Annotated in this window: 17 protein-coding genes; 15 read left to right on the top strand and 2 right to left on the bottom strand. The window is 73.3% G+C overall.

Translation table 11 applies throughout. The annotated features are described in order from the left end of the window. Positions 1-59: 59 nt before the first annotated feature. The 8 genes from AB0B01_RS19605 to AB0B01_RS19640 all read left to right on the top strand — a co-directional run bounded on the left by AB0B01_RS19605 (position 60) and on the right by AB0B01_RS19640 (position 7,996). Positions 60-824, top strand: a complete 765-nt coding sequence (locus tag AB0B01_RS19605; RefSeq protein ID WP_361720238.1) for a hypothetical protein — start codon at positions 60-62, stop codon at positions 822-824. 118 nt (positions 825-942) lie between these two features. Further along, positions 943-2,790 carry a glutamine--fructose-6-phosphate transaminase (isomerizing) gene (gene glmS / locus AB0B01_RS19610; RefSeq protein ID WP_361720241.1) on the top strand — a complete coding sequence of 616 codons (1,848 nt, stop codon included), beginning with the start codon at positions 943-945 and terminating at the stop codon, positions 2,788-2,790. Between the two features lie 12 nt (positions 2,791-2,802). After that, positions 2,803-3,171 (top strand): holo-ACP synthase, encoded by a 369-nt coding sequence (locus tag AB0B01_RS19615; protein WP_361720244.1) that lies wholly within the window; start codon positions 2,803-2,805, stop codon positions 3,169-3,171. Positions 3,172-3,207: 36 nt separating this feature from the next. Then, positions 3,208-4,647, top strand: coding sequence for an NAD(P)H-hydrate epimerase (locus AB0B01_RS19620; RefSeq protein ID WP_361720247.1), 1,440 nt, complete (start codon positions 3,208-3,210; stop codon positions 4,645-4,647). 156 nt (positions 4,648-4,803) lie between these two features. Next, positions 4,804-5,940: an alanine racemase gene (gene alr / locus AB0B01_RS19625; RefSeq protein ID WP_361720250.1), complete on the top strand. Its 1,137-nt coding sequence runs from the start codon at positions 4,804-4,806 to the stop codon at positions 5,938-5,940. Positions 5,941-5,951: 11 nt separating this feature from the next. Further along, positions 5,952-7,154 (top strand): alpha/beta hydrolase, encoded by a 1,203-nt coding sequence (locus AB0B01_RS19630; RefSeq protein ID WP_361720253.1) that lies wholly within the window; start codon positions 5,952-5,954, stop codon positions 7,152-7,154. Further along, positions 7,087-7,668, top strand: coding sequence for a tRNA (adenosine(37)-N6)-threonylcarbamoyltransferase complex ATPase subunit type 1 TsaE (gene tsaE, locus AB0B01_RS19635; RefSeq protein ID WP_361720256.1), 582 nt, complete (start codon positions 7,087-7,089; stop codon positions 7,666-7,668). Before AB0B01_RS19630 ends, tsaE begins: the two co-directional genes overlap by 68 nt. 136 nt (positions 7,669-7,804) lie before the next feature. Then, positions 7,805-7,996: a hypothetical protein gene (locus tag AB0B01_RS19640; RefSeq protein WP_361720259.1), complete on the top strand. Its 192-nt coding sequence runs from the start codon at positions 7,805-7,807 to the stop codon at positions 7,994-7,996. Positions 7,997-8,092: 96 nt separating this feature from the next. Here the strand turns inward: AB0B01_RS19640 and AB0B01_RS19645 are convergent, their stop codons facing one another. Then, positions 8,093-8,650 (bottom strand): hypothetical protein, encoded by a 558-nt coding sequence (locus AB0B01_RS19645; protein ID WP_361720262.1) that lies wholly within the window; start codon positions 8,648-8,650, stop codon positions 8,093-8,095. Positions 8,651-8,806: 156 nt separating this feature from the next. On the opposite strand from AB0B01_RS19645, the gene tsaB reads away from it, so the two are divergent. Genes tsaB through AB0B01_RS19670 form a run of 5 tightly spaced genes read left to right on the top strand, consistent with a single transcriptional unit; the run spans position 8,807 to position 12,109 of the window. Beyond that, entirely contained in the window at positions 8,807-9,484 is a 678-nt protein-coding gene (tsaB, locus tag AB0B01_RS19650) for a tRNA (adenosine(37)-N6)-threonylcarbamoyltransferase complex dimerization subunit type 1 TsaB (RefSeq protein ID WP_361720265.1), read from the top strand. Between the two features lie 17 nt (positions 9,485-9,501). Further along, a complete protein-coding gene (gene rimI / locus AB0B01_RS19655) occupies positions 9,502-10,020 on the top strand; it encodes a ribosomal protein S18-alanine N-acetyltransferase (RefSeq protein WP_361720288.1) in 519 nt (172 codons plus the stop codon). Continuing rightward, the gene (gene tsaD, locus AB0B01_RS19660) at positions 10,013-11,146 is read left to right on the top strand and encodes a tRNA (adenosine(37)-N6)-threonylcarbamoyltransferase complex transferase subunit TsaD (protein WP_361720268.1); all 1,134 of its coding nucleotides are present in this window, start codon (positions 10,013-10,015) and stop codon (positions 11,144-11,146) included. Before rimI ends, tsaD begins: the two co-directional genes overlap by 8 nt. Further along, the gene (locus AB0B01_RS19665; protein WP_361720271.1) at positions 11,143-11,424 is read left to right on the top strand and encodes a hypothetical protein; all 282 of its coding nucleotides are present in this window, start codon (positions 11,143-11,145) and stop codon (positions 11,422-11,424) included. Before tsaD ends, AB0B01_RS19665 begins: the two co-directional genes overlap by 4 nt. Before the next feature lie 55 nt (positions 11,425-11,479). Next, positions 11,480-12,109, top strand: a complete 630-nt coding sequence (locus AB0B01_RS19670) for a hypothetical protein (RefSeq protein ID WP_361720274.1) — start codon at positions 11,480-11,482, stop codon at positions 12,107-12,109. Between the two features lie 429 nt (positions 12,110-12,538). On the opposite strand, the gene AB0B01_RS19675 is transcribed toward AB0B01_RS19670, so the two are convergent. Beyond that, positions 12,539-13,717 carry a methyltransferase domain-containing protein gene (locus AB0B01_RS19675; protein ID WP_361720277.1) on the bottom strand — a complete coding sequence of 393 codons (1,179 nt, stop codon included), beginning with the start codon at positions 13,715-13,717 and terminating at the stop codon, positions 12,539-12,541. Positions 13,718-13,896: 179 nt separating this feature from the next. Here AB0B01_RS19675 and AB0B01_RS19680 point away from each other — a divergent pair, with 179 nt between their 5' ends. After that, the gene (locus AB0B01_RS19680) at positions 13,897-14,766 is read left to right on the top strand and encodes a polysaccharide deacetylase family protein (RefSeq protein WP_361720280.1); all 870 of its coding nucleotides are present in this window, start codon (positions 13,897-13,899) and stop codon (positions 14,764-14,766) included. Between the two features lie 14 nt (positions 14,767-14,780). Continuing rightward, the gene (locus tag AB0B01_RS19685; RefSeq protein WP_361720291.1) at positions 14,781-15,638 is read left to right on the top strand and encodes a polysaccharide deacetylase family protein; all 858 of its coding nucleotides are present in this window, start codon (positions 14,781-14,783) and stop codon (positions 15,636-15,638) included. Positions 15,639-15,988: the final 350 nt, after the last annotated feature.

The raw sequence follows: 15,988 nt of genomic DNA on the forward strand, positions 1-15,988 counted from the left end.
CGGATTCACCCGTAGATTTGCTGATCATCGCATTGTCTTTGTTCTGGGGGAGATCTCTCGTGCGCAGCACCCTTGTCCGCCGTACCGTCCTGACCGCCTCCGCGGTGTCCCTGGCGCTGCTGGGCACCGCCTGCGGCGCCGAGAAGTCCGAGCCCAAGGCCGACGGCTCGTCCGCCGCGGCCTCGGCGCCCGCGCCGGCCGCGAAGGGCAAGACGGACGCCGAGCTGGCGGGCCAGATCGTGGCCCAGGCCGATCTGCCCGACCACCAGTTCAAGCCGGTCACGCCCGCCGAGGCCACCGCGGGTGCCACCGCCACCAGCGACAAGCCCGAGTGCCTGCCCCTGGTCAAGGCCCAGTCCGTCACCCCGGTCGGCACGTCCACGGGTGTCGCGCGGACCAAGGCCGTCGCCACGCCCAAGGCTCCGTCCGAGGGCGCCAGCATGGAGGAGAAGCTGAAGGCCGGCATGGACGCCCTCGGCTCGACCGCGACCGCGGTCACCCTCGCCTCCTACGAGGGCAAGGGCGCCGAGGAGGCCTTCGCTGCCCTCAAGACCGCCGGCACGGCCTGCGCGGGCGGCTACGCGGTCACCCAGGACGGTGAGGCGGGCAAGGTCGGCAAGGTTGCCGCCGGGACCCCGGTCACCGCGGGCGACGCGGCCCTCGCCTACACCGTGGAGGGCGACGCGGACGGCGCCAAGTTCACGACGCAGCTCGTCGTCGTCCGCAAGGGCAACACCCTCGCGACCTTCTCCGCCATCAGCCTGAAGGGTGCGGCCGAGCAGCCGAAGGCGATCGTCGACGCCCAGGTCAAGAAGCTCGGCTGACCGTCCCGCCGGGGACGTCGAACAGTCCTCAACCCCGCTCCGGCGCTTTCGCCGGGGCGGGGTTTTCGTCTTGTTCAGGTACGGGGCAGGGAGCCGACATCGGCGTACGCTGCGCCCTATGTGCGGAATTGTGGGTTACGTGGGAGCGCAGTCGGCGCTCGATGTGGTCATCGCCGGACTCAAGCGGCTGGAGTACCGCGGCTACGACTCGGCCGGGGTCGCCGTCGTCGCCGACGGGGCGCTCACCTCCACCAAGAAGGCCGGAAAACTGGTCAACCTGGAGAAAGCACTGGTCGGGAACCCGCTTCCGGTGGGTTCCACGGGACTTGGGCACACCCGCTGGGCGACCCACGGCGGGCCCACCGATGTCAACGCCCACCCGCACCTCGACAACGCGGGCCGGGTCGCCGTGGTGCACAACGGCATCATCGAGAACTTCGCCGGGCTGCGCGCCGAACTGGCAGAGCGGGGCCACCGGCTGGAGTCCGAGACGGACACCGAGGTCGTGGCGCACCTGCTGGCGGAGCAGTTCGCCGCCGCCGGGGGGCTCACGGAGGCCATGCGCCGGGTGTGCCGGCGCCTGGAAGGGGCGTTCACGCTGGTCGCGGTGCACGCCGACGAGCCGGACGTGGTCGTCGGGGCGCGCCGGAACTCGCCGCTGGTGGTCGGCGTTGGGGAGGGTGAGAACTTCCTCGCCTCGGACGTGGCCGCGTTCATCGCCCACACCCGGTCCGCGATCGAGCTGGGGCAGGACCAGGTCGTCGAGCTCCGCCGTGACGGGGTCTCGGTGACCGACTTCAACGGTGCGCCCGCCTCGGTGCGCGCGTACCACGTGGACTGGGACGCCTCGGCGGCCGAGAAGGGGGGTTATGACTACTTCATGCTCAAGGAGATCGCCGAGCAGCCGAAGGCTGTCGCCGACACCCTCCTGGGCAGGATCGACGCGAGCGGCTCGCTGACCCTGGACGAGGTGCGCATCCCCGCCTCGGTGCTCAGGGAGATCGACAAGGTCGTGATCGTGGCGTGCGGTACGGCGTACCACGCGGGCATGATCGCGAAGCTGGCCATCGAGCACTGGACCCGCATCCCGTGCGAGACGGAGCTGGCGAGCGAGTTCCGCTACCGCGACCCGATCCTGGACCAGCGGACGCTGGTGGTCGCGATCTCGCAGTCCGGCGAGACCATGGACACCCTGATGGCGCTGCGTCATGCGCGCGAACAGGGCGCCCGGGTGCTGGCCATCTGCAATACGAACGGCTCGACGATCCCGCGGGAATCGGACGCGGTGCTCTACACGCACGCCGGTCCGGAGGTCGCCGTCGCCTCCACCAAGGCCTTCCTGACCCAGCTGGTGGCCTGCTATCTGGTCGCGCTGTACCTCGGGCAGGTCCGGGGCACCAAGTGGGGCGACGAGATCCAGGCGGTGATCCGGGAGCTGTCGGACATCGCCGCGGCCGTGGACACCGTACTGGAGACCATGGAGCCGGTGCGGGAGCTGGCGCGCTCCCTCGCGGACAAGGACACGGTGCTGTTCCTGGGGCGGCACGTCGGCTACCCGGTGGCGCTGGAGGGTGCGCTCAAGCTCAAGGAGCTCGCGTACATGCACGCCGAGGGCTTCGCGGCGGGCGAGCTCAAGCACGGGCCGATCGCGCTGATCGAGAAGGACCTGCCGGTGGTGGTGGTCGTGCCGTCGCCGCGCGGACGCTCCGTCCTGCACGACAAGATCGTCTCGAACATCCAGGAGATCCGGGCCCGCGGGGCCCGGACCATCGTCATCGCGGAGGAGGGCGACCAGGCGGTGGTCCCGTACGCCGACCACCTGATCCGGATCCCGGCGACGCCGACGCTGCTCCAGCCGCTGGTGGCGACGGTGCCGCTGCAGGTCTTCGCGTGCGAGCTGGCGACCGCGCGGGGCAACGAGGTGGACCAACCGCGTAACCTCGCAAAGTCCGTAACCGTGGAGTAGGGGCTTGGCGTTGTGATTATCGGTGTGGGGATTGACGTTGCCGAGATCGAGCGGTTCGGCGAGGCGCTGGAGCGGACGCCGAACATGGCACAACGGCTCTTCCTCGACACCGAGTTGCTGCTGCCGAGCGGCGAGCGGCGCGGAATCGCCTCGCTCGCCGCCCGGTTCGCGGCCAAGGAGGCCCTGGCCAAGGCCCTCGGCGCGCCGCCCGGCCTGCTGTGGACCGACGCCGAGGTGTACGTGCAGGAGACCGGGCAGCCGCGTCTGCGGGTGTCGGGGACCGTCGAGGCGCGGGCGGTGGCCCTGGGCGTGAAGTCCTGGCACATCTCCCTCAGCCACGACGCGGGCGTCGCGTCCGCCGTGGTGATCGCCGAGGGATAGGCCGGTTCCGGGCCGGCTTTCGGGCAGGCTGGTGCCATGCGTACTGCTTACAGCGTGCAGACCGTACGGTCCGCCGAACGGGAGTTGATGGCCCGGCTGCCCGAGGGCGCCCTGATGCAGCGGGCGGCGGCCGGACTGGCCGCCGTCTGTGCGGGGCTGGTGCGCAGGGTCTACGGCTCGCGCGTCGTGCTGCTCGTCGGGCCGGGGGACAACGGCGGCGACGCCCTGTACGCCGGCGCGCGGCTGGCCCGGCGCGGCGCCCGGGTGACGGCGGTGCCGATGGATCCCGCCCGGGTGCACCCGGGCGGGCTGACCGCCCTGCTGGCCGCCGGGGGCCGCGTGGACGAGGCCGTGCCCGCCCGGGCGGACCTCGTCCTGGACGGGCTGGTCGGCATCGGCGGCCGCGGCGGGCTGCGGCCGGCCGCAGCCGCCCTGGTGGAACGGATCCCCGAGGGCGCGGTGGTGGTCGCCGTGGACCTGCCGAGCGGGGTCGACGCCGACACCGGGGAGGTGGCCGGGGCGGCCGTACGGGCCGATGTCACGGTGACCTTCGGGGCGTACAAGCCGGGCCTGCTCATCGACCCGGGTGCCTCGCGCGCGGGCGCGGTGCGGCTGGTGGACATCGGCCTGTCGCTCGGCGCGCCGGAGGTGGAGGCGCTCCAGCACGCCGATGTGGCGCGGCTGCTGCCGGAGCCGACCGCGTCGAGCGACAAGTACCGCCGGGGCGTGGTCGGGATCCTCGCCGGCTCCGTGCAGTACCCGGGCGCCGCGGTGCTGGCCGTGGCGGGGGCCCTGCGCGGCGGTGCGGGCGCCGTGCGCTACGTGGGCCCGGCGGCCGACGCGGTGCTCGCCCGGTATCCGGAGACGCTGATCGGAAAGGGCCGGGTGCAGGCCTGGGTGGCCGGGCCGGGGCTGGGGGAGGGCCGGGCCGCGGAGGTCGCCGACATCCTGGGCTCCGCGGACGTCCCGGTGCTGGTGGACGCGGACGGGCTGCGCGGGCTCGACCCCGCGGTGCTGCGCGCCCGGCCGGCCGCGACCCTGCTGACTCCCCACGCGGGGGAGGCGGCGGCCCTGCTCGGCGTGGCACGGGAGTCGGTGGAGTCGGGGCGGCTGGCCGCGGTGCGCCAACTGGCCGAGCGGTACGGCGCGACGGTGCTGCTGAAGGGCTCGACCACGCTGGTGGCGGGCGCCGCGGCCGGCCCGGACGCCGGCTCCGGCGGCTCGCGCGGCTCCGCTACCGCCGTGCGGGTCAATCCCACGGGGACGCCCTGGCTGGCCACCGCCGGGAGCGGGGACGTGCTGTCGGGGCTCGGCGGTTCACTGCTCGCCGCCGGCCTGTCGGGGCCCGACGCCGGTGCGGTGGCGGCGTACCTGCACGGCCTGGCCGGCCGCAGGGCCTCCACCGGGGCCCCGGTGGAGGCCCACCAGGTGGCGGAGGCCCTCCCCTCGGCCTGGCGCAGCATCCGCACGCCCTGACCCGCCCGCCGCCCCGCGCCCTGACACGCCCGCCGGCACCGCCCTGCGCGGACACCCGCCCTGCGTACGGCTGCCGTACGCCGCTTGGCCCCGGCCCGGGGCCAAGCGGCGGCGTCGGGAAGTCGGCCGGCGCAGGGCTCTGAGAGACTGGGGGCGATGAACGAGACACCGACGCGCGTGTACGCCGAGATCGATCTTGATGCCGTACGGCGGAACGTGCGCGCACTGCGCGAGCGGGCACCCCGGGCCGAGTTGATGGCCGTCGTCAAGGCGGACGCCTACGGCCACGGGGCTCTGCGCTGCGCCCGCGCAGCCCTGGACGCCGGTGCCACCTGGCTCGGCACCGCCACCCCCGAAGAGGCCCTCGCGCTGCGCGCCGCCGGGATCGGCAGCCGGATCATGTGCTGGCTCTGGACCCCCGGCGGTCCCTGGCAGGAGGCCGTCGAGGCCGACATCGACGTGTCGGTCAGCGGCCTGTGGGCCCTCGAAGAGGTCCGCCGCGCCGCCCGCGCCGCAGGCCGCCCGGCCCGGATCCAGCTCAAGGCCGACACCGGCCTGGGACGCAACGGCTGCCAGCCCGCCGACTGGGCCGAACTCGTCGGCGAAGCGGTTGCCGCGCAGGCCGAGGGCACCGTCCGGGTCACCGGCGTCTGGTCCCACTTCGCCTGCGCCGACGAGCCCGGCCACCCTTCCATCCCCCTCCAGCTGGCGGCCTTCCGCGACATGCTCGCGTACGCCGAGAAGGAGGGCGTCGAGCCCGAGGTGCGGCACATCGCCAACTCGCCCGCCACGCTGACGCTGCCGGAGAGCCACTTCGACCTCGTCCGCTGCGGCCTCGCCGTCTACGGGGTGTCGCCCGCCCCCGAGCTGGGCACCTCCGCCGAGCTCGGCCTGCGCCCGGCCATGACCCTCAAGGCCTCGGTGGCGCTGGTCAAGACCGTGCCCGCCGGCCACGGCGTCAGCTACGGCCACCACTACGTCACCGACGCCGAGACGAACCTCGCCCTGATCCCGGCCGGGTACGCCGACGGCATACCGCGGCACGCCTCGGACCGCGGCCCCGTCCTCGTCGGCGGAAAGGTCCGCCGCGTCGCGGGCCGCGTCGCCATGGACCAGTTCGTCGTCGACATCGGCGGCGACCGGGTCCGCGTCGGCGACGAGGCCGTCCTCTTCGGCAGCGGCGACCAGGGAGAACCCACCGCCGAGGACTGGGCTCAAGCGGCACACACGATTGCGTATGAGATCGTCACCCGTATCGGGGGTCGCGTACCTCGGGTCTACCGCAACGGCTGAGTGAGGACGGCGTGAGCGAGAACTGGCGCAGGGCCGGCTGGGCCGGCGCCGCGATCGGCGTGATAGCCGCAGGCGCGGCGGCCGGTGTAGCGGTCGAGCGGATCACCGTCGGGCGCGGCATGCGCCGCAAGGCGCGCGTCGCGCTCGACGCCACCGAGGACTACGGATCGCTGCGGGGAACCGCCGGAGCCTGCTGGGCCGAGGACGGCACCGAGCTGTACTACGAGGTCGACGAGCCCCCCGTGGAGCCCAAGAAGCGGGCCCGGCTGCGCCGCAAGGCCCCGGCCCCCGCGACCCTCGTCTTCTGCCACGGCTACTGCCTCGCCCAGGACTCCTGGCACTTCCAGCGCGCCGCCCTGCGCGGCCTGGTCCGCACCGTGTACTGGGACCAGCGCAGCCACGGCCGCAGCGCGCGCGGGTTCGCCCAGGCCGACGGCGTACGGGTGACCATCGACCAGCTCGGCAGCGACCTGAAGACCGTCATCGAGGCCGCCGCCCCCGAGGGCCCGGTGATCCTGGTCGGCCATTCGATGGGTGGTATGACCATCATGGCGCTCGCCGAACAGTACCCGGAGCTCATCCGCGACCGGGTCGTCGGCGTGGCGCTCGTCGGCACCTCCAGCGGCGGGCTCGACCAGGTGACCTACGGCCTGCCCGCGGTGGGCATGGGAGCCGTCCGCCGCCTCCTGCCGCCCGTCCTGAAGGCGCTGGGCTCGCAGGTCGAGCTGGTGGAGAAGGGGCGCCGGGCCGCCGCCGACCTCTTCGCCGGCATGATCAAGCTGTACTCGTTCGGCGTCCCGCGGGACGTGGACCCCGGCGTCGCGCGCTTCGCGGAGCGGCTGATCGAGGCCACCCCCATCGACGTGGTCGCCGAGTTCTACCCGGCGTTCCAGACCCACGACAAGACCGCCGCACTCCAGCGGTTCGCGGACATCCCCGTCACGATCATCGCCGGGGCGCGCGACATGGTCACCCCGGCCGCCCACAGCCAGATCATCAAGGACGCCCTGCCCGCCGCCGAGCTGGTGGTGCTGGAGTCCGCCGGCCACCTGATGATGCTGGAATGCCCCGACACGGTGACCGAGCTGCTCGTCGACCTGCTCGCGCGCACCGGTGCGGTGCCCGCAGCGACTAACGTTGTCGGGCATGGAAGAAGTACCGCTGGAAGCACCGCTGCAAGCCCCCCGGGAAGCGCCGCACAGGCAGGCGGCTGAGGCCCCCGCCGCGCAGGCACGCATCACCGTCGACTCGCCCGAGGCCATGCAGGACCTGGGCCGCAGCATCGCCGGCCTGCTGCGCCCCGGCGACCTCGTGCTGCTCACCGGGGAACTGGGCGCGGGCAAGACCACCCTGACCCGGGGTCTCGGCGAGGGCCTGGGCGTACGGGGAGCGGTGACCTCCCCGACCTTCGTGATCGCGCGCGTGCACCCGTCGCTGGTCGGTGGACCGGCGCTGGTCCACGTGGATGCGTACCGCCTCGGCGGCGGGCTGGAGGAGATGGAGGACCTGGACCTCGACGTCTCGCTGCCCGAGTCCGTCGTCGTCGTGGAGTGGGGCGACGGCAAGGTGGAGGAGCTCTCCGACGACCGGCTGCACGTGGTGATCGCCCGCGCGGTCGGCCACGAGGAGGTCCTCGACGACGTGCGCGAGGTCTCGGTGCGGGGCATCGGCGCGCGCTGGGCCGGTGCGGGCGCGCTGGCGGCCCTCACCGCCGCCTCCGCCCGGTAGGCGGAGGTCCCTGCAGGGCAACTTCCCGACAACTCGTCGGCAACATATTGCGCCGACGCGGGCCCGCGTGGTGACATGGTACGGAGGGCTGGTTAGGCGTACCTAAGTTACGGCCGGCCCGGGCCAGGAGGCAGTCATGTCGGCAGCAGCCGGAGTACCGCGCGACCCCCGCCCGTCCACCGTGCCCATGGGGGCGCTGCTCGCCGCGGGCGCGGCCGCCACTGCCGTCTCGACGCCTCCCGCGCGGGACCGCGTACCGCGGCGTCCGGACGAGAGCGCCGGGGAGGGTGTACGCGAGCAGGCCGCCCCGGAGTCCGAAGCGGCCTAGGGCTGTCCTCCGTACGGGTGAACCGCGCCCGTGGCCCGACGGCCGGGGCACGCCGCCCGGCGGGGGAGCGCCGGGGCTGCGGGGGAGCGACGGGGCTCAGGGAACGACGACGACCTTCGAGTTGATCGTCGCGAAGGCCCACATCGCATCGCCGTCGGCCCGCGTCATGCGGATGCCGCCGGTCTTCTTCGCCGGGTCGGGCTCCGGCAGCTGTCCGTCGACCCGGGCGCTGAAGCCGACCACCACGCCGTCCGCGGTGGCGAACCGTACGACGTGCTCGATCGGCACCCCGTCCGAGCCCGTCACGGAGTTCGAGCGGGAGTTCACCAGGTAGGTGCCCGGCTTCGGGTGGGCCGTGCTCGGCATGACCGGGAACGACCTCGGCTCCTGCCCGGCCTCGCCCACCAGCCACACCCGCTTCAGCCCCACCGAGTACACGACGCGCGCCCCCGTGCCGGACTCGGCGGGCAGGGCCACCGCCTTGCCCTGGTTCGGCACGGGCGCGGGACGGTTGGGAGCGGGGGCCGGGCTCGGCGGGGCCGCCTTCGCGGGACGCGCGGGTGCGGTCGCGGAGGCCTGGTAGCCGAGGAAGCCGACGGCGGCGAGTGCCGCGATCGTGAGCCCGGCCACGATTCCCGAGCTGCTGCGTGCCACCTTGCTCCACCTCTCCGCGCTTTCGACACCCGAACCGGCGCCCGGGTCCCCATCCGAGTCGATGTGTGGGTCTCGACACCTGGGTCGAAGGTAGCAGCCGGGGTGCCCCGCGACCGGCCGCGAGGGCCCCGGCCCCCGGAGTCGTAGGCTGTTCGCGTGCTCTTGCTCGCAGTAGATACCGCCACGCCCGCCGTCACCGTCGCCCTGCACGACGGCGAGACCGTCCTCGCCGAGTCGAACCAGGTCGACGCCCGCCGTCACGGGGAGCTCCTGCTGCCCTCCGTCGACAAGGTCCTCGCCGAGGCCGGGGTCACCCTCGACGCCCTCACCGGCATCGTCGTCGGCGTCGGCCCGGGCCCCTACACGGGACTGCGCGTCGGCCTCGTCACCGCCTCCACCTTCGCCGCCGTGCTCGGCATCCCCGTGCACGGCCTGTGCACCCTCGACGGACTCGCGTACGCCGCGGGCGCCGCCGGGATCGAGGGCCCGTTCGTCGTCGCCACCGACGCACGGCGCAAAGAGGTCTACTGGGCCCGCTACGAGGACCCGTACACCCGGGTGGGCGAGCCCGCCGTGGACCGCCCGGCCGACATCGCCGAGCAGGTCGCCGGAGTGCCGGCGGTGGGACAGGGCGCGCTGCTGTACCCGGAGGTCTTCACGGACGCGCGGGCGCCCGAGCACCAGTCGGCCGGCGCCCTCGCGGCCCTGGCGGCGCGGCGGCTGGCGACCGGGATGCCCTTCGAGAACAGCGAGGGCGTGCCCCCGCAGCCGCTGTACCTGCGCCGGCCCGACGCGCAGGTGCCCAAGAACTACAAGGTGGTCACCCCGCAGTGACCGCCCGACTGCGCCCCATGCGCTGGTGGGACATCGAGCCCGTGCTGGAACTGGAGCACGAGCTGTTCCCCGAGGACGCCTGGTCCGCGGGCATGTTCTGGTCGGAGCTCGCCCACGCGCGCGGCCCGCGGGCCACCCGGCACTACGTCGTCGCCGAGATCCCCGCCGACACCGGCTCCGCCGCGGGGGACACCGGCCGCCTGGTCGGCTACGCCGGACTGGCCTCCGCCGGGGACCTGGGCGACGTACAGACCATCGCGGCCGCCCGCGACCAGTGGGGCACCGGGCTCGGCGCCCGGCTGCTCACCGAGCTGCTGCGCGCCGCCACCGCATTCGAGTGCGCCGAGGTGCTGCTGGAGGTACGGGTGGACAACACCCGGGCCCAGAGGCTCTACGAGCGCTTCGGCTTCGAGCCGATCGGCTTCCGGCGGGGCTACTACCAGCCGGGCAACGTCGACGCGCTCGTGATGCGCCTTTCCGATCCCGCACACTCCGTCCTCGCGGACGGACCCGTACAAGGTGAGACCCATGGCTGACGAACCGCTCGTCCTCGGCATCGAGACCTCCTGCGACGAGACCGGCGTCGGCGTCGTCCGCGGCACCACCCTGCTGGCCGACGCCATCGCGTCGAGCGTCGACGAGCACGCCCGTTTCGGCGGCGTGGTGCCCGAAGTGGCCTCGCGCGCCCACTTGGAGGCGATGGTCCCGACCATCGAACGCGCCCTGAAGGAGGCCGGGGTCAGCGCCCGCGACCTCGACGGCATCGCGGTCACGGCCGGTCCCGGCCTGGCGGGGGCGCTGCTGGTGGGCGTCTCGGCGGCCAAGGCGTACGCGTACGCGCTCGGCAAGCCGCTGTACGGGGTGAACCACCTGGCCTCGCACATCTGCGTGGACCAGCTGGAGCACGGGCCGCTGCCGGAGCCGACGATGGCGCTGCTGGTGTCCGGCGGACACTCCTCGCTGCTGCTGGCCCCGGACATCACCTCCGACGTACGGCCACTGGGCGCCACCATCGACGACGCGGCCGGCGAGGCCTTCGACAAGATCGCGCGGGTGCTCCAGCTGGGCTTCCCGGGCGGCCCGGTCATCGACCGGCTGGCCAAGGAGGGCGACCCGAAGGCGATCAACTTCCCGCGCGGGCTGACGGGGCCGCGCGATGCGGCGTACGACTTCTCCTTCTCCGGGCTCAAGACGGCCGTCGCCCGCTGGATCGAGGCGAAGCGGAACGCGGGCGAGGAGGTGCCGGTGCGCGATGTGGCGGCGTCGTTCCAGGAGGCCGTGGTGGACGTGCTGACCCGCAAGGCGATCCGCGCGTGCAAGGACGAGGGCGTCGACCACCTGATGATCGGTGGTGGTGTGGCGGCCAATTCCCGGCTGCGTTCGCTCGCGCAGGAGCGCTGTGACGACGCGGGGATCATCCTGCGGGTGCCGCGGCCGAAGCTGTGCACCGACAACGGAGCGATGGTGGCGGCGTTGGGTGCGGAGATGGTCAAGCGGAACCGGGCCGCCTCGGACTGGGACCTGTCGGCGGACTCCTCGCTGCCGGTGACGGACCCGCACGTGCCGGGCGCCGCGCACGGCCACGGGCACGGGCACGGGCACGGGCACGCCCACGATCACGATCACGTGCACGAGCTGAGCAAGGACAACCTGTACTCGTGAGCACCGTCGCGCTGATGTGGGAGGCCCGGGCCGCCGACGGCCGGGGCAACGAGCTGTTGGAGTGGGCCCGTTCGCAGGTGCTGGCGCGCGAGCCGGTGCGCCGCGAGGTGTTCCGGGCCCCGCACGACCGCGTGTTGGTGGTGACCTGGTGGGAGACGGTCGAGGGGGTTGCGGCCGAGCTTCCCGAGCTCCCCGAGCCCGCAGCCGACTTGATCACGCGGGCGGTGCACCGCTGGCGGTTCGAGTCGGTGGAGGTCACGACCGGCGCCGTTTCCTGACCCTCCGGCAGATCCGGGGCGGGCCGTGTGCCCGCAGCCGGATATCGTCATGCGCATGACTAGCCGTGACCTGCCGCCTCCGCCCCCTCCCGCGCACCTGCGCGCCTGGATGGACGAGGACGTCGTACGGGCCGACCGCGCGCGCTTCCTTGCGGACCTCGGCCGGCGCAGCCTGGGCCTGGGGCGACTGCTGCTGCTCTGGGCCGTCGCGGCGGTCTTCGCCCTCGGCTGGACCTTCGTCGGCATGGCCCTGATGGCCATCGAGGAGCACGACCCCTTGTCGTACCTCTTCGGGCTGATCTTCGCCGTGCTCGGCGCAGGCGTCCTGATCCCGGCCGGGTTCTGGTTCGCCTGGGGCGCCAAGCGGGACCGGCAGGTGCGCCGGCTGCTGCAGGCGTGGGCGGAGTACGACCCGGACCCCACTGCCGCCGCGGGGCTGCGCGCGCCCGGACGCAGCCTGGCCTGGCTGCTGGCCTCCTTCGCGATGGGCGCGCTCGGCCTGTGGGTGACGTTCGGGGCCGCTGCCTCCGCCCGGCCGGGCGAGACCACGTACGGCGAAGTCACGTACTACATGGGCTTCGGCATGATCCTGTGGATCACCGGCCTGCTGGGCCTCGGCAAGGCCGGCGCGCACTACCGCTGGGCGGTGCGCGTCTTCCGTACCGGCGGCGGGACACCCCCGTAGACGTCATGCGTCGCGCGTCGGGGTCACGGCTTCGCGGGCGGCGGTGGCTTCGGGGTGCCGGTCCCGGGCGGCGGGCTCTGCCCGGGGGCGTTGGGCTGCGCCGCGGCCGGCGCCGACCACGTGTGGTCCGGAGTGACGATCTCATGGGCGTGCCGGCGGCCTTGTCGGCGGTGCCGAAGGAGCGCTCGTCGGAACCGCGGCCGTCGAACCAGAGCCCGACGCCGACCCCCGGTATGCCCTCCTTCTTCATGGCCGCGGTGATCGCTTCGTCGAGCCGCTCGGCGGTGGCCGGATCGACGCCGGCCCGCCCGGTCCGTGAACGACCGGGGTCCCCCGAGGCTGACCCTCCCATCGCAGGAACCGGCCCCCGGCCCGGCGACCCGGCGGAATCCGGCCCTCTCGGGCGCGCCCGTGGCGGGCCGCAGGACCTCAGCGGGCCGCCACGGGCGACCCGATCAGCATCGACGGAGCGCCCGCCACGCGGGTCAGGAAGACGGTCGCCGCGTGCGGCCCCTGCGGCTTCACCCTCTTGCGCAGCTCCTCGGGCTCGATGGCCGAGCCGCGCTTCTTCACGGTCAGGACGCCGACCTCGCGCTCGCGCAGCAGCGCCTTCAGCTTCTTGAGCCCGAAGGGCAGCACGTCGGTGATCTCGTACGCGGTCGCGTACGGCGTCGCGCGCAGCGCGTCGGCGGTGATGTAGGCGATCGTCGGGTCGATGAGCCGCCCTCCCAGCTGCTCGGCGACCTCCGCGACGAGGTGCGCGCGGATGACGGCGCCGTCGGGCTCGTAGAGGTAGCGGCCGACCGGACCGGCCTCCGGGTCGGGCAGCGGATCGGCGGTGTGCAGGCTGCGCGGCCCGGGGAGCAGGGTCGCGCGGACGGTCGCGGGGGCCGTCCCGAACCACAGCACCGCTTCCTTCACGTCGCCCTGGTCGGAGATCCACTCGGCCTCGGCCTCGGCGGGGACCGCCTCGTGCGGGATGCCCGGGGCGATCTTGATGGCGGCGCACCGGGCGCTGCGGGCGGTCTCGACGGCCCAGGACAGCGGGGGCGAGTAGCTCTCGGGGTCGAAGATCCTCCCGCGCCCGCCGCGCCGGGCCGGATCGATGAAGACGGCGTCGTGGCCCGAGACGTCGACCTCGGTCACATCCGCCTCGCGGACCTCGATCAGGTCCGCCAGCCCCAGCGCCTCGGCGTTGGCCCGCGCGACGGCCACCGTGAGCGGGTCGTGGTCGACGGCCAGCACCCGGATGCCGAGCCGGGCCAGGGCGAGGGCGTCCCCGCCGATGCCGCAGCACAGGTCGGCGAGGCTGCGTACGCCGAGGGCCGCGAGCCGCTCGGCGCGGTACGCGGCCACCGAGGCGCGGGTGGCCATCTCGGCGCCGCCGGGCGTGAAGTACATCCGGAAGGCGTCCTGCTCGCCGAACTTCGCCGCCGCGCGCTGTCGCAGCCGGGCCTGCCCGAGGGCCGCGGAGACCAGGCCGGCGGGGTGCTCGCGGCGCAGCCGGGTCGCGACGGCGATCTCCTGGGACGGGTCGTAGGCGCGGAGCGAGTCGAGGAGGGCACGGCCCTCGGGGGTGAGGAGCGCGGCGAAGTCTTCGGGGGTCACCGGTTCATTGTCGGTCAGTGTGGGCCACTCGATGGAAGGTCGCCGTCCGCCCGCAGTGTCGGCCCGGGTGCGCGCGTGTCACGGTGTCAGGATGCGCTGCTATGCAGCTAGTACGACAAAAGGAACATAAGAGGCTCCATGGTCACCGGTCCGCGGCGGCTCCGCGCGGACGGGTCGGGGTGGCACTGGCCGCGCTGCTGGTCGCCGCCCTCGGTACGGCGTGCGGCTCCTCCGCGGACTCCGGCCCCGCCCGCAAGGGCGGCAAGGGCGCCGACGCGCCCGCGGGCGCCGCGGGCGCGGCCGCGAACCAGGCCGAACAGCAAAAGGCCACCCCGCAGAGCCGTGCCGCCGCGGCGAAGAAGTGGAAACTGGCCAAGCCGCCGCTGGCGGCCCCGGCCCCGCCCAAGACGAAGCCGGAGATCACCACCCGCGACGGCTTCGAGGTCGAGGGCCAGGAAGACCTCCCGCCGGTCTTCACCACCGTCCCCACGGAGGACAAGGTCGTCTTCCTGACGATCGACGACGGCGCGGAGAAGGACCCCGAGTTCCTGAAGATGATGCAGGAGCTGAAGATTCCCTACACGGCGTTCCTCAGCGACTACCTCGTCCGCGACGACTACCCCTACTTCAAGAAGATGCAGGCCGCCGGCGTCACCCTGAACAACCACACGCTCAACCACCGCTACCTGCCGGCGCTGTCCTACAAGCAGCAGCGGGAGGAGATCTGCGGCCAGCAGGACACCATCCAGAAGCAGTTCGGCAAGCGGCCGACGCTGTTCCGGCCCCCGTACGGCAACTACAACGAGGACACGCTGCGCGCGGCCAAGTCCTGCGGCATCAAGGCGGTCCCGCTGTGGAACGCGGAGGGCTTCCCCGACCGGATGGACTACCGGGAATGGGACCGGGACCTGCACCCCGGTGACATCATCCTCACGCATTTCCGGGGGCGGGAGGACTGGAAGGGGACCATGCCTGACATGATCCGTCATGTCATGAAGACCGTCACGGACAAGGGGTACGCCGTGGCTCGCCTGGAGGACTACCTGTGAAGTACGCGCGCCGGTTGGTAGCCGGAACGCTGGCGGCCGGCGCGCTCGCGCTGTCCCTGACGGGGTGCGGGGACAGCGTGGACCCCATCGAACGACTGGGCCGCAACGCCACGGAGGAACAGCGGCCCACGCCCTCGCCGTCCGCACCGACGGCGTCCGCGCCGTCCCCCGCGGCCGGGGACGAGGCGTACCGGAAATGGGGCCTGACGGCCCCCCTCCAGTTCGCCCCCAAGCCCGACCGCAAGCCCCAACTCCCGAGCGCGACCCCGGGCAAGGCCCAGGTGGTGGACCGAATACCCGTCGCGCCCACCGACAAGGTCGTCTTCCTGACCTTCGACGACGGCGCGGAGAAGGACCCCGAGTTCCTGAAGATGGCGGCCGACCTGAAGCTGCCGATCAGCATGTTCCTCACGGACAACATTGCCTCGTCGGACTACGGCCACTTCGAGAAGCTCCGTGACAACGGCTCGGGCAGCACGATAAACAACCACACCCTGACGCACCCGAACCTCCGGACGCTGCCCTTCGCGGCGCAGAAGAAGGAGATATGCGGGCAGCAGGAACGCCTGGAGAAGCGCTTCGGCACCAAACCGCCCCGCTTCCGCCCGCCCTACGGCAACTACAACGACGACACCCTGAAAGCCGCCTCCGAATGCGGTATCTCCCAGGTCGTCCTGTGGCGGGTGTCGATGCAGATCAACAACTTCCAGTACGCGGAGGGCTCCGCCCTCAAACCGGGCGACATCATCCTGGCCCATTTCCGCGGCCCCTCTGAACTCAAGGGAGCGACGGAGATCCAGATGACCACCCGCATGCTCCAGCGCATCCAGGAACAGGGGTACCGGATAGGCCGGCTGGAGGACTACCTCTGAGGGGTAGCGGGGCGGGGGCTTCGGGGAGCCGGGGTGGTAGGCGGGGCGGGGTCGGGGTCGGCGGGAACCCGTGGGCGGGGGCGGAAGGCGGGGCGGGGTCGGGGTCGGCGGGAACCCGCGGGCGGGGGCGGAAGGCGGGGCGGGGTCGGGGTCGGCGGGAACCCGCGGGCGGGGGCGGCAGGCGGGGCGGGGGCTTCGGGGGCCGGAATCCCCACGGGCGGCATCAGGGGAGGTCCGGGGGCTTCCCGTCAGTCGACTGTCCTTCCGTGTCGGTCCGGGCCGTCAAGGGCGCTCCTTCGTCGCGTCGCTTCGCGATGGCCTTCGGCCACCCTTGACTGCCCGGCCCGCCC

Source organism: Streptomyces sp. NPDC044571 (genome assembly GCF_040647115.1).
Lineage (GTDB): Bacteria > Actinomycetota > Actinomycetes > Streptomycetales > Streptomycetaceae > Streptomyces.

Excerpts from the sequence above, each read along its gene's own strand:
- rimI (WP_361720288.1), top strand. The coding sequence starts at position 9,502 with ATGCGCTGGTGGGACATCGAGCCCGTGCTGGAACTGGAGCACGAGCTG.
- glmS (WP_361720241.1), top strand. The coding sequence starts at position 943 with ATGTGCGGAATTGTGGGTTACGTGGGAGCGCAGTCGGCGCTCGATGTG.
- AB0B01_RS19620 (WP_361720247.1), top strand. The coding sequence starts at position 3,208 with ATGCGTACTGCTTACAGCGTGCAGACCGTACGGTCCGCCGAACGGGAG.
- AB0B01_RS19640 (WP_361720259.1), top strand. The coding sequence starts at position 7,805 with ATGTCGGCAGCAGCCGGAGTACCGCGCGACCCCCGCCCGTCCACCGTG.
- AB0B01_RS19670 (WP_361720274.1), top strand. The coding sequence starts at position 11,480 with ATGACTAGCCGTGACCTGCCGCCTCCGCCCCCTCCCGCGCACCTGCGC.
- tsaE (WP_361720256.1), top strand. The coding sequence starts at position 7,087 with ATGGAAGAAGTACCGCTGGAAGCACCGCTGCAAGCCCCCCGGGAAGCG.
- tsaD (WP_361720268.1), top strand. The coding sequence starts at position 10,013 with ATGGCTGACGAACCGCTCGTCCTCGGCATCGAGACCTCCTGCGACGAG.
- alr (WP_361720250.1), top strand. The coding sequence starts at position 4,804 with ATGAACGAGACACCGACGCGCGTGTACGCCGAGATCGATCTTGATGCC.